Source organism: Vreelandella venusta, assembly GCF_044809155.1.
GTDB lineage: Bacteria > Pseudomonadota > Gammaproteobacteria > Pseudomonadales > Halomonadaceae > Vreelandella > Vreelandella venusta_B.
In genome coordinates this window covers 1,531,833-1,544,329 of record NZ_CP085241.1, presented here as the reverse complement: position 1 = coordinate 1,544,329, position 12,497 = coordinate 1,531,833, and the positions used below count along the sequence as shown (strand labels likewise).

Sequence of the window (12,497 nt, the reverse complement as noted above, 5' to 3'; positions counted from 1 at the left end):
GCATTCCCGCCATCCATGGCGGTCAGAAGCGAAAGTAGCGCCCATGGACGGGTTTACAGCGCCCCCGCCTAGGGCTATTCCGGACAGCCTCCTAAACTTACAGCTTGTTTTCCAGCTCAGGAAGAATCTCAAACAGATCCCCTACCAGGCCGTAGTCGGCGACCTGGAAGATCGGTGCTTCGACGTCTTTGTTGATGGCGACGATCACCTTGGAGTCTTTCATGCCCGCCAAGTGCTGGATCGCACCTGAAATACCCACCGCAATGTACAGCTCAGGCGCGACGATCTTACCAGTCTGGCCCACCTGCATGTCGTTGGGCACGAAGCCCGCATCGACCGCCGCGCGAGAAGCGCCAATGGCCGCGCCCAGCTTGTCGGCAATGCCGTCCAGCAGTTTGAAGTTCTCGCCGTTGCCCATGCCACGGCCACCGGAGATGACGACCTTGGCGCCACCGAGTTCCGGGCGGTCGCTTTGCGCCAGCTCTTGTTTGACGAAGCTGGACTGGGCGTTGTCGGCGACGAAATCCACCGCTTCCGTTGTGGCGCTACCGCCGGTACCGACCGCATCGAAACCTGTACTGCGGATGGTGATGACTTTTAGCGTATCGTCGCTTTTGACCGTGGCGATGGCGTTACCGGCATAGATCGGGCGCAGGAAGGTATCGGCGCTTTCAACGCCAATCACATCCGACAGCTGGCTGACATCTTTCAGGGCCGCCAGGCGCGGCAGCACGGTTTTGCCGGTGGTGGAGGCGCTGGCCAGCACGTGGGTGTAATCGCCAGCAAGTTCGACCAGCAGCGCGCCCATGGGCTCGGCCAGCTGATGGGCGTAGGCGGCGTTATCTGCTACGCGCACTTTGCTCACGCCGTCGAGTTTTGCAGCGGCGTCTGCTGCCGCCTGGACGCCTTCACCGGCGACCAGCACATCAATATCGCCACCGATGGCTTGGGCCGCCGCCACGACGTGAGCGGTCGCGCCCGCTAACTGACCTTCATGAAGGTCGGCAAGTACCAGAATGCTCATGAGATCAGCTCCTTTTAAAGCACTTTGGCTTCGTTTTTCAGTTTGTCGATCAGCTCGTCCACCGAGGCGACTTTGATACCGCCTTTGCGCTCGGCAGGAGATTCCACTTTGAGCAGCGTGACCTTGGAGGCCACTTCCACGCCGTAGTCAGCGGGGGTTTTGACATCCAGCGGCTTTTTCTTGGCCTTCATGATGTCCGGCAGCTTAGCGTAGCGCGGTTCATTCAGGCGCAGGTCGGTGGTGACGATCGCCGGGAGTGTCAGCGCGACAGTTTGCAGGCCGCCGTCGATTTCACGGGTGACGTTGACCTTGTCGCCATCTACCGCAACTTCTGAGGCGAAGGTGCCTTGCGGCAGATTGGTCAGCGCGGCGAGCATCTGTCCGGTCTGATTGTTGTCGGTGTCGATGGCCTGCTTGCCGAGGATGACGAGGCCGGGCTGCTCTTCATCCACCACTTTGGCCAGCAGTTTGGCCACCGCCAGCGATTCGGCGCGCTCGTCGGTTTCAATGTGGATAGCGCGGTCAGCCCCCAGCGCCAGCGCGGTGCGCAGCTGCTCTTGGGCGGCCTTAGGGCCCATGGTCACGGCCACGACTTCGGTGGCTACGCCCTTCTCTTTCAGGCGCACCGCTTCTTCCACGGCGATTTCGCAGAAGGGGTTCATGGCCATTTTGACGTTGGTAAGGTCCACATCAGAGTGGTCCGCTTTGACGCGGATTTTGACGTTGTAGTCGATGACGCGTTTCACCGCGACGAGGATTTTCATAAGGCATGCTCCAGCGATTGAACCATCGGTTTTTATTCCGCATAGCAAAATAACATTTCACTTTATAAAAATAACAATAAAAAAACGCCTGCCAAAGGTCAAGCGTTTCCTTGCACAGCCCCACCTCAGAAAGGCGACCAACCAAACCATAACGCCAGCAGCGGTATCGCCGCGATCAGAAAGCGTCCGTTCCAGCGGTAACCGATGCGGGTGGCGGGTACGCCAGTAAAGCGCGAGAGAATCAGCATGGAAGCGGTCATTGGTGATGACATCAGCGCCAGCGCCCAGCCTACCATTAACGATGCCCCAATCAGCTCAGGCGTTAACCCCTCAATGCCCAGCGTGGGGAGCAAGCCCACCAACAGCGTCACCGTAACAATCGGGTTGACGCCTATTTGCGCTAGCCCCACCACCATCAGCATGGCCAACACCGCATTCAAAGTGCCCAGCGGGTCTAGCACCGCCAATAGCGGTGCAAGCTGCTGGGTGTCCACTAAGCCCACGCATACATGCCCCAAATAGCCTGCCGCCCCCAGCACCACGATTTCATTAGCGCTGGGAGACAGCAACCAAGGTAGCTGACGATGCACCGCCGTTATGGCGGCAGGCAGCCCGCCAAAGCCCAGCCTGCGACGCTGCCAAGCCAGCCATAAAAGCGCCCCGGTAGGCGCGCCCAGCAGCGCGGCAATGGGCAGTCGTAACTCCAGCAGCCACGCAATGGAAAACACCAGCGCCACAATGCCGATTAGCAGAACGCTAAACTGAGCCAACGGGCGCAGTGAAGGGGTGACATAGGTTTTATTGGCGGGTGGGTGCGGGCCGGTGAAGTAGTCCACCGCCCAGCCCGCCATAAAAATCAGCGCGGCGGCCCCCAGAATATAGGGTGCCAGCTGTGGCCAGGTGACCTGGGGAAGGCTTGAGAGCACCACGGCCACCCCAATACCCATGGGCGAAATCAGCGGGGCCAGCGAAAATCCGCGCAGCAGCGCCAGCATCATGCGCCGCTGGCGGGCCTCACGCACCCAGGCGCGCCCTTGGGCGGCACTCAGGGTATTACTCTTCTCGATCATCGCGGCGAACAGATTCAGCACGCCAATGTTAAGAATGATGCCAAACAGCGCCGAGCCCAGCGATAAAATTGGGTAGCGGCGGCTGGGGGGTTGAAGCAGCATGCTTTGCCCGCAGCGGCGCACTAAACGGGAGCGATAGGCAGGTAAGCGCAGCATACTCAGCGCCACTATAAAGGTGGCAAAAAACGCAAAACGCCCGCTCGCTTCAAACAGCAGCTGCCCAGGCGTGGACGAGTGCCACAGTGCGAGCAGCGTGAGTACGCCAGCGGCACACAGCAGCCCCTTGGCCATGCGGGTGAGTTGACCTTTCAGGGTCATCAAATAGAGCAGCAGCGCAATAATGCCTGCGGCTTGCCACGCCACGCTGCCACCGACCAAATGAATCAGCGTGGCAAGCGTCACCAGTAACAAACAGGAAACCCGCAGACGGGCTGGGCTCACTCGCTAGGCTCCCTCAACTGCGGGTCGGGAACGCCTTGTGACGATTCGCTGCCGCTGCGGCGGCGAAAAGAGCCTTCGCCCATAGCGACAAGGTTGCCCCGCTCATCCACGATTTCACCGCTGGTCATGAAGGTTTTTTGCCCGCCGCCACGCAGCGTGCCCGTGGCCCTTAACACGCCTTGCCGAGCAGGCCCCACAAAGGTGGTAGTGAGTGACAGCGTCATCCCACGACGAATATTCCCCGGCACATCGCAGTGCAGGCCCGCTAGGCTTAAGGCACTGTCCAGCATGGAAGCCAGTACGCCGCCATGCACATTGCCGCTGCGGTTAAGGTGCTTGGGTTCAATGGTGAGTTCCACCACCGCGCGCACCTCTTCCCACTCCACCACGTGCATGCCCAGCAATTCGTGATAGCCCATCAGCGCCTGGGGCGTGGTGGAAGCGATCGCGTTGTCTGTGTCGCTCATAAAGCGCTCTCCTGCTGGGCCAAGTCGCGTAGCCGCCCTTTTAAAATCTTACCGCTGGCGGTAGAAGGCAGCGCATCCATCAGCACGATTTGGGTCGGCCGCTTATAGGGCGCAAGCCGCTTGGCAATAAAGGCTTTGAGTTCTGCCATATCAACCTCAATACCCGGCTCGCACTGCACAAACGCCACGACCTCTTCATTGCCTGCTACCTGCCGCCCGACCACTGCGGTTAACGTCACCGCTGGATGCTCGTTGATGACCGCTTCCACATCCGGCGGGTAAATATTGAAGCCCGAGCGAATAATCAGCTCTTTACTGCGGCCCACGATATAGAGCTGATCGTCGTGATCCAGCTTGGCGATATCACCGGTATTGAGCCAGCCATCTTCCGTTAAGGTGGCGCGGGTGGCGTCCGGCTGGCGGAAGTAGCCCTTCATGATATTAGGGCCACGCACCCACAGCTCGCCGATCTCATCGCCTGCCTTTTCTGACGTGCCGCTGCTGCCTAAGGGCTCTAACCGATACTCCAACAGCGGCAGCACGCGGCCCACGGTGCTGCTCTGGTGGCGGTCTTCAATGCGGGTTTGACTAATCGTTGGGCTGGCTTCGGTGAGGCCGTAGCCATTGTGCAGCGTTAGGCCAAACGCAGCTTCAACACGGGTTTTGGTATCGCTATCCAGCGGCGAGCCGCCTGCAGACATATAGATAAGCGCAGGCGCTTCTAACGCGCGCTGCTCACGCTTCAAGTACTCCAGGGCGCGGGCATACATGGCGGGCACGCCCTGAAGCACGGTAATGCGCTCCTCTTTGAGCGTTGCCAGCAGCTGTACCGCGTCAAAGCGGGGCACGGTGTACAGGCACGCGCCGTTATACAGCGAGCCCATACACACCGATGAGAGACCAAACACATGAGACATGGGCAGCACGCCATACACCCGCTGCCCTTCACTCAGATGGCGCATGCCGCCGGAAATAGAAGCGATATACAGAATACCGCGATGGGTCAGCATGACGCCTTTCGGCGTACCGGTGGTGCCTGAGGTGTAGATCATCGCCGCCACCTGCTTAGCACCGCTGGCGTGAACAGGCTCTGGCTCGCTCTCAAATAGCGGTGAAATCGCCAGGCTGCCGAGCTGCGGATGTTGGTAGCGGTCAGCCGCATGGCGCTCGGCGTGCTGGCTCGCCTCTGGGGAGGCTTCGCAGGTGTAAAACACTCGGCGCGGCAGGCAGTTGCCCTGAATTAAATCCACTTCCTGAGCGGAGAGGCGCGAATTGACAATCGCGACCCAAACATCCATCTCACTGGCGGCCAACAGCAGTACCACCAGGGCACGGCAGTTTTCACTGACCGTCATAATACGGTCGCCGGGACGTATGCCTAAATTAGCTAACCACTCGCAGGCGGCATGAATCTCTTGCCCAAGCTCGGCGTAGCTCCAGCGAACGCTGCCATCCACAAGCGCGGGGTGATCGGCTAGGCGTTTCGCGTTTTCCAGCACGCGGGTGCTCAAGCGCTCGGGAAGTTCTGCTAACAGCTCGCTTGCCAGACGTCCAAAGATCTTCTCATCTGGCGCTTGGTAAGGGACCGACAGAGCCATTAGGACGCCTCCCGCACCATGTTCCGGGCAATCACCAACTGCTGAATTTGCGTCGTCCCTTCGTAAATGCGGAACAAACGCACATCGCGGTAGAAGCGCTCAACGGCGTATTCAGACATATAGCCCGCACCGCCGTGCACCTGCACGGCGCGATCCGCGACGCGCCCCACCATCTCGGCACAGAACAGCTTGCAGCAGGAGGCTAGGGTTGAGACGTTTTCGCCATCATCTTTACGGCGTGCGGCGTCCATTACCATGGTTTTGCCTGCGTAGGCCTCGGTTTTGCTATCTGCCAGCATAGCCTGCACCAGCTGATGCTCCGCCAGCGGCGCACCAAACTGCTTACGCTCCATGGTGTAGCGCAGCGACTCTTCTACTAAGCGCTCGGCCACGCCCACACACACGGCGGAAATATGCAGCCGCCCACGGTCGAGCACTTTCATGGCGGTTTTAAAACCTTGCCCCTCTTTACCGCCAATGATGTTTTCAGCCGGTACACGGCAGTTATCAAAAATGATATCGCAGGTATGCGCGCCCTTCTGGCCCATCTTGTTATCCGCCGGGCCGCGAATCAGACCAGGCGTATTGCCTTCAACAATAAAGGCAGAGATACCGCCAGCGCCTTTGTTGTCTGGGTCGGTACGCGCCATCACGGTGAACAGATCCGCTTCCGGGCCGTTGGTGATATAGCGCTTGGTGCCGTTTAACACGTAGTGGTCGCCATCGCGCACGGCGGTGGTGCGCAGGCTGGCGGCATCGGAGCCAGAGTCCGGTTCGGTTAAGCAGAACGAACTAAGAATTTCCCCGGTGGCCAAGCGCGGCACGTATTTGGCTTTCTGCTCTTCAGTGCCGTCAATCAGAATGCCTTGGGCACCGATACCATTATTCGTACCAAATACCGAGCGGAACGCGGGAGACGTTTTGCCGATTTCCATGGCTACCAGAGCTTCTTCTTCCATCGTGAGCCCTAAGCCGCCGTACTCTTCAGGAATGGATAGCCCGAACAGCCCCATCTCCTTCATTTCCGCCAGGATCTCGGCGGGCACTGCATCCTCTTCGGCAAGCCGTGCCTCATTGGGAATCAAACGCTCCCGGACAAAGCGGGCAATGGTATCAACCAACTGATTCAGCAGTTCGGGATCACGGATCATAACGGCTCCTGGTGGCAACGATATTTTTATGGTTGGCGTTCGCGCGGGCAGTGAGGCCTGCAACAATTCTGCATGGCGAAACTAGCGTTCACTCTCTTGTCAGGCACTTTTGCATAGCCTAGGATGGCAGTCAATAAACGAAATGCTATTTTGCAATGCAAAACAACAAACACTTGCAGCGAGGATTTTGACCTATGTCCAACGACGCAGTCGCCCATTCGTTCAACACTCTTGGCATTGTCGGCACCGGGGCCATGGGTAGAGGGATTGCTCAGCTCGCCGCGCAGGCAGGCCTGAACGTCATGCTATTTGATGTTAAAGAAGGCGCAGTGGCGGAAGCGACTGCCTTTATTAATGGATTATGGCAGCGCAGCGCCGACAAGCAGCGGATTACCCAAGTCCAAGCCGAGCAGTACGGCGAACGATTGATTGAGGCCCGCGACCTCGCCGCCCTCGCCCCCTGCGATATCGTCGTTGAAGCGATTATCGAGAAGCTGGAAGCCAAGCAGGGGCTGTTTAGCGATTTAGAAGGCATTGTTCGCCAGGATGCCGTTCTTGCCACCAACACCTCTTCGCTGTCTGTTACCGCAATTGCTGCCGCCTGCCAGCACCCAGAGCGCGTGATTGGCTTTCACTTTTTCAATCCCGTCCCACTGATGAAAATTGTGGAAGTGATTCCGGGGTTACGTACCGCTAACGACGTCACCCAGCGGGTCAATGCCCTGGGCACCGCCATGGGCCACTTTACCGCCCAGGCCACCGATACCCCTGGCTTTCTGGTCAATCACGCCGGGCGCGCCTTTGGTACCGAAGCGCTGCGCGTTCTGAGTGAGAGCGTGACCGACCCTGCCACCATTGACCGGATCATGGTGGATCAAGGTGGTTTTCGGATGGGGCCGTTTACCCTGCTGGACCTGACCGGCCTGGATGTTTCCCATGCGGTGATGGAGTCGGTGTACCACCAGTATTATGAAGAGCCGCGCTTTCGCCCTTCACCAATCACCCGCCAGCGGCTCTCAGCAGGCTTGCTGGGGCGCAAAACCGGTGAGGGCTTTTATCGCTACGTGGATGGCCAGCAGCAGATGCCGGAAGAGCCCGCCATTGCGTCAGCCTCGCCTTGCCCCGTGTGGATCAGCCAAGACGACCCTTATAGCGCCGCTAAGCTTGCCGAACTGGTCGCCACGGCTGGCTGGCCACTAGAAAGTGCGGATCAGCCCTCCTCAGAGGCGCTGTGCCTGCTGACACCGCTGGGCGAAGACACCACGCAGTGCGCCTTGCGCCAAAGCTTGAATGCCGAGCAGTGCGTCGCGGTGGATATGCTGGCGGGGCTGGATAAGCGCCGCAGCCTGATGGCCTCCCCCATTACCCGACCCGAACTAGTCAATGCTGCCGCAAGCCTGTTAAATGCTGACGGCACGCCGGTCAGCACTCTACAAGACAGCACCGGCTTTGTGCTGCAGCGCGTGGTGGCCTGCATCGTCAACGTTGGGGCGGATATCGCACAGCAAGGCGTCGCTGCACCCGCCACTATTGATCGTGCGGTGGAACTTGGCCTGGGCTACCCATTTGGCCCACTGCGCATGGGCGACCACTACGGCGCTTCGCGCATCCTGACCATTTTGAACAACCTATTAGACGCCACCGGTGACCCCCGCTATCGCCCTAGCCCGTGGCTGCGCCGTCGCGCTGCGCTGGGTATGCCCCTCACTGACGGACCAACGGGCTGACACACCTCAGTTTCAACTACGGCTCAAATACGGCTTACACAAACAAGGAAAATAACCATGCAAGACGCCTATATCTACGACGGTTTACGTACCCCTTTTGGTCGCCACGGCGGCAGCTTAGCGGCTATTCGCCCAGATGAGCTGTTGGGGCTGACGCTTAAAGCACTGGTAGCCCGCAACCCGTTCGCACTCGAAAGCTATGAAGAGGTGCTGGCAGGTTGCACCAACCAAGCGGGGGAAGATTCTCGCAACGTGGCCCGTCACGGTGCGCTGCTGGCGGGCCTGCCGATTGAGGTGGCAGGCCAAACCGTCAATCGCCTGTGCGGCAGTGGCTTAGCCGCCATGATGGATGCCGCCCGTGCCGCTCGCTTAGGCGAAGGTGAGCTATTTTTAGCTGGCGGCGTGGAGTCAATGTCCCGCGCGCCTTACGTGCTGGGCAAGGCCGACTCCCCCTACGCTCGCAATCAGCCGATGTTTGATACCGTGATTGGCTCACGCTTCCCCAACCCGTGGATTGCCAAAGAGTACGGCAGCCACAGCATGCCGGAAACTGCCGATAACATTGCCCACGACCTGAACATTGGCCGCGAGGCCAGCGACGCCTTTGCCGCCCGCTCCCAAGCGCGCTATGCCAAGGCGCTGGCAAACGGCTTTTATGAAGGCGAAATGTTTGGGGTAGAAGTGCCTCAAGGGCGCAAACAGCCGCCGCTGTTGGTAGATAAAGATGAGCATCCCCGCGCTGAAAGCACCGAGGAGAAACTGGCCAAACTCGGCGCGCTGTTTGAAGGCGGTGTCGTGACCGCAGGCAACGCTTCTGGATTAAACGACGGGGCTGCCGCGCTGATTGTCGGCACGCGTGCAGCAGGCGAGCGGGCTGGGCTTGCTCCGCGAGCGCGTATCGTTGCAAGCGCCGTGGCGGGCGTTGCTCCCCGCGTCATGGGCTTGGGGCCGGTACCCGCCTCGCAAAAAGCGCTGGCCCGGGCTGGCCTCTCGCTTGAGCAGATGGACGTGATTGAAATCAACGAAGCTTTTGCGGTGCAGGTGTTGGGCTGCGTTCAGCAGTTGGGGCTTTCTGCCGACGACCCGCGCCTTAACGCCAACGGTGGCGCCATTGCCATTGGCCACCCGCTGGGTGCCTCGGGCGCACGTTTGGCACTCACTGCGCTGCGCCAGCTAGAAGCCACCGGCGGGCGCTATGCGCTGGTCACCATGTGTATTGGCGTTGGCCAGGGCATTGCGACCATCATTGAACGCCTAGACAGCTAACCGCCCTCCTGCGGCGCTAGCACAGTATCTAAGGCAGGCGCCGCAGGCCAAGCGTTGACTAAGCTCTCTTATCGCGCTTTGCAACGCCCCAGCGCAGGTATGCGATACTTGCCACTCAATGATTGATTAGCCGAGACGCTTGATGGAACCAACCGACGCCGCTGCTGATGAGCCGCAATCACCCGAAAAAGATCGCAACTTTGTCACCGCGCTTGCGCGGGGGTTAGAACTGCTCCGCGCTTTTGGAACAGGGGAAGAGTACCTGGGCAATGCAGAGCTCTCTAATCGCACCCACATCCCACGCCCCACGGTGTCCCGGTTAACCTATACGCTGACCCAGTTAGGCTACCTGCAACACAACCGCCACTTGGAGAAGTACCGCCTCGGGCCGGGGGTGCTGGCGTTGGGCTATCGGTTTCTAGCCAATATGGGCATTCGCGAAATTGCCCGCCCCCATTTGCAAGACTTTGCCGACGCCACCGACTGTAACGTGAGCCTAGGCGGTGCCGACCGTAGCGACATGGTGTACTTGGAAACCTGCCACGGCCATGGCCCGCTGATTATTCGCTTGGATGTTGGCTCGCGGCTACCCATCGCCACCTCAGCGATTGGCCGGGCATGGCTATGCGGCTTATCTGGCGAGCGACGCCATCAGGTGATGCAAGAACTTGCTGCCTTTCATGGCGACGATTGGCCGCGCCTTCATGCCGGTATTGAACAGAGCCTGCAAGACTACGCCGAGTACGGATTTTGCCTCTCCGAGCAGGATTGGCAGCGGGATATCAGCGCGGTAGCGATGCCGCTTATTTTAGAAGACGGTGCCGAAGTCATGGCCATCAACTGCGGGGGTTCCAGCCTGCGCTTGGATCACGACCGCCTGGTCAATAACTTGGGGCCTCGCCTGAAAGAAGTCGCGGCGAAAATTAGGCAGGAATTAGCGCCTAAATACCGCGCATCGCGGTAAGTTGCTGCGAGGGCGCTTTCACTAACACTCGTTTGACTGCATCATAGACCTTCAGTGTCATTTGAAGGCAATGAGGAGCAGGGATGCCAAACGAGTGGATCACTCAACAGGGCGAGCATGTCTCGCTACATGGCGAATGGACGTTGCGCCATTATGTAGCGCTCAAGCGTGAAGTAAGGCAGCACGGGGAACTTAGCGCAGCCTCGGTAACCCTTCCAGGGTTTGAAGCGTTAGATACCGCAGGAGCCTCGCTCATTGTTGAGTTGCTAGGGACTGACAACAGCAAGCTCGTAAACCATTGGGCCAGCGACCTACCCCGTGCCCAACAACAGTTACTGATGCGCATCGCCGAGGCCATGGAAGCGCCTTTGGATGTTCAGTCTCAGCCGAAAAAACGCATTACCGAAGCGCTTGCCACCACCGGCCAGCAGGTGCTTGGGCTATGGTCTCAGCAACGCCAATTGCTAGCGTTTATTGGTTTAGTGCTGGCCACGTTTTTTTCGTTACTGCTACGCCCTCACCGCTGGCGCTTCACTGCCATGGTGGCCCATATTCAACAAAGCGGCCTAAACGCGGTGCCTATCGTTGCGCTACTCACCTTTATGGTGGGCGCCGTCGTCGCTTTTCTGGGTGCCACAGTGCTCGCGGACTTTGGCGCCACCGTCTATACCATCGATTTAGTCGCGTTCTCGTTTCTGCGTGAGTTTGGTGTTCTGCTGGCCGCTATTTTGCTTGCTGGCCGCACCGCAAGTGCATTCACGGCCCAGCTGGGTGCCATGAAGTCCAACGAAGAAATCGATGCCCTTCAAGCTCAGGGCCTAGACCCCATTGAGCTGCTCGTGCTTCCCCGCGTTATGGCAATGCTTATCAGCCTGCCGCTCTTAGCTTTTGTGGGTATGCTAAGCGGCTTAGTGGGCGGCGCTGTCGTGGCAGCACTCTCGCTGGATATTTCGGTCAGCCAATTTATTACCACGTTGCAAAAAGATGTCTCCGTCACGCATTTCCTCGTTGGTTTGAGCAAAGCACCGGTGTTTGCTTTTGTTATTGCAGTCATTGGCTGCCTGGAAGGCTTTAAAGTCAGCGGCAGCGCTCAGTCTGTGGGCGCTCACACCACCTCAAGCGTTGTTCAATCGATTTTTATGGTGATATTGCTTGATGCCATGGCGGCACTGTTCTTTATGGAGATGGGCTGGTGACACTTTCTGAGACGTCTTTGCAGCCAAAAAACAGTCACCCGGTCATTCAGGTATGTGGATTAGTCAACCGCTTTGGCGACCACACTGTCCATGAAGACCTCGACTTTACACTTGAACGTGGGGAAATTCTGGGGGTCGTGGGCGGGTCAGGAACGGGGAAATCGGTGCTGCTACGCAGCATTGTAGGTCTCAAGCGGCCCAATGGCGGCACTATTGAAGTGCTAGGAACACGCTTGAATGACCTAAACGAAGAGCAACGCAGCCAAGTAGAACGTCGATTTGGCGTACTGTTCCAACGCGGTGCGCTGTTTAGCTCGTTAAACTTGCAGGAAAACATTGCCTTACCACTGATTGAACACGCCAAACTTCCCCGTGAAGACGCCGAGTATTTAGCACGGCTAAAACTTTCACTAGTGGGGCTTTCACCTAAAACGGCGCTGCAATTTCCTGAGTCGCTTTCTGGTGGGATGATAAAGCGTGCTGCCTTGGCCCGCGCCCTCGCGCTAGACCCTGACATTCTCTTTCTCGATGAGCCAACCGCTGGTCTTGACCCTATTGGTGCAGCCGCCTTCGATGAGCTGTTAGTTACTCTGCGCGATGCGCTGGGCTTTAGCGTTTTTCTAGTCACCCATGACTTGGATACGCTCTACGCGGCCTGCGACCGTGTCGCGGTTCTGTCGCAAAAAAAGGTGCTTGTCGCTGACACGCTCGAACGCGTCGCTACCTATGACGATGAGTGGATACAAGACTATTTCCAAGGCCCAAGAGGCAGAGCGGCACAAAGCGCTCATCAACAATAGCTCATTAACAAAAGCCCCTTAACTACAGG

11 protein-coding genes are annotated in these 12,497 nt (G+C 58.5%); 5 read left to right on the top strand and 6 right to left on the bottom strand.

Going from position 1 to position 12,497, the window contains the following annotated elements; all coding sequences use genetic code 11:
* Positions 1-97: 97 nt before the first annotated feature.
* The 6 genes from LG301_RS07315 to LG301_RS07290 all read right to left on the bottom strand — a co-directional run bounded on the left by LG301_RS07315 (position 98) and on the right by LG301_RS07290 (position 6,515).
* Positions 98-1,024, bottom strand: coding sequence for an electron transfer flavoprotein subunit alpha/FixB family protein (locus tag LG301_RS07315; protein WP_404474698.1), 927 nt, complete (start codon positions 1,022-1,024; stop codon positions 98-100).
* Positions 1,025-1,038: 14 nt separating this feature from the next.
* Entirely contained in the window at positions 1,039-1,788 is a 750-nt protein-coding gene (locus LG301_RS07310; protein WP_404474696.1) for an electron transfer flavoprotein subunit beta/FixA family protein, read from the bottom strand.
* A 125-nt stretch (positions 1,789-1,913) separates the two neighbouring features.
* Positions 1,914-3,299 (bottom strand): hypothetical protein, encoded by a 1,386-nt coding sequence (locus LG301_RS07305; RefSeq protein ID WP_404474694.1) that lies wholly within the window; start codon positions 3,297-3,299, stop codon positions 1,914-1,916.
* A complete protein-coding gene (locus tag LG301_RS07300; RefSeq protein ID WP_404474692.1) occupies positions 3,296-3,766 on the bottom strand; it encodes a PaaI family thioesterase in 471 nt (156 codons plus the stop codon). The genes LG301_RS07305 and LG301_RS07300 overlap by 4 nt, the downstream gene beginning before the upstream one ends.
* Positions 3,763-5,364: a class I adenylate-forming enzyme family protein gene (locus tag LG301_RS07295; protein WP_404474690.1), complete on the bottom strand. Its 1,602-nt coding sequence runs from the start codon at positions 5,362-5,364 to the stop codon at positions 3,763-3,765. The genes LG301_RS07300 and LG301_RS07295 overlap by 4 nt, the downstream gene beginning before the upstream one ends.
* Positions 5,364-6,515, bottom strand: coding sequence for an acyl-CoA dehydrogenase family protein (locus tag LG301_RS07290; RefSeq protein WP_083023559.1), 1,152 nt, complete (start codon positions 6,513-6,515; stop codon positions 5,364-5,366). The genes LG301_RS07295 and LG301_RS07290 overlap by 1 nt, the downstream gene beginning before the upstream one ends.
* 194 nt (positions 6,516-6,709) lie before the next feature.
* Between LG301_RS07290 and LG301_RS07285 the strand changes: the two genes are divergently transcribed.
* The 5 genes from LG301_RS07285 to LG301_RS07265 all read left to right on the top strand — a co-directional run bounded on the left by LG301_RS07285 (position 6,710) and on the right by LG301_RS07265 (position 12,468).
* Positions 6,710-8,242 (top strand): 3-hydroxyacyl-CoA dehydrogenase, encoded by a 1,533-nt coding sequence (locus tag LG301_RS07285; protein WP_404474689.1) that lies wholly within the window; start codon positions 6,710-6,712, stop codon positions 8,240-8,242.
* 57 nt (positions 8,243-8,299) lie between these two features.
* Positions 8,300-9,508 carry a 3-oxoadipyl-CoA thiolase gene (locus LG301_RS07280; protein ID WP_404474687.1) on the top strand — a complete coding sequence of 403 codons (1,209 nt, stop codon included), beginning with the start codon at positions 8,300-8,302 and terminating at the stop codon, positions 9,506-9,508.
* A 142-nt stretch (positions 9,509-9,650) separates the two neighbouring features.
* On the top strand, positions 9,651-10,472 hold the full coding sequence (locus LG301_RS07275; RefSeq protein ID WP_404474685.1) for an IclR family transcriptional regulator: 822 nt from the start codon (positions 9,651-9,653) through the stop codon (positions 10,470-10,472).
* Between the two features lie 83 nt (positions 10,473-10,555).
* Positions 10,556-11,668 (top strand): MlaE family ABC transporter permease, encoded by a 1,113-nt coding sequence (locus LG301_RS07270; RefSeq protein WP_404474683.1) that lies wholly within the window; start codon positions 10,556-10,558, stop codon positions 11,666-11,668.
* A complete protein-coding gene (locus LG301_RS07265) occupies positions 11,665-12,468 on the top strand; it encodes an ABC transporter ATP-binding protein (RefSeq protein ID WP_404474681.1) in 804 nt (267 codons plus the stop codon). The genes LG301_RS07270 and LG301_RS07265 overlap by 4 nt, the downstream gene beginning before the upstream one ends.
* Positions 12,469-12,497 lie beyond the last annotated feature (29 nt).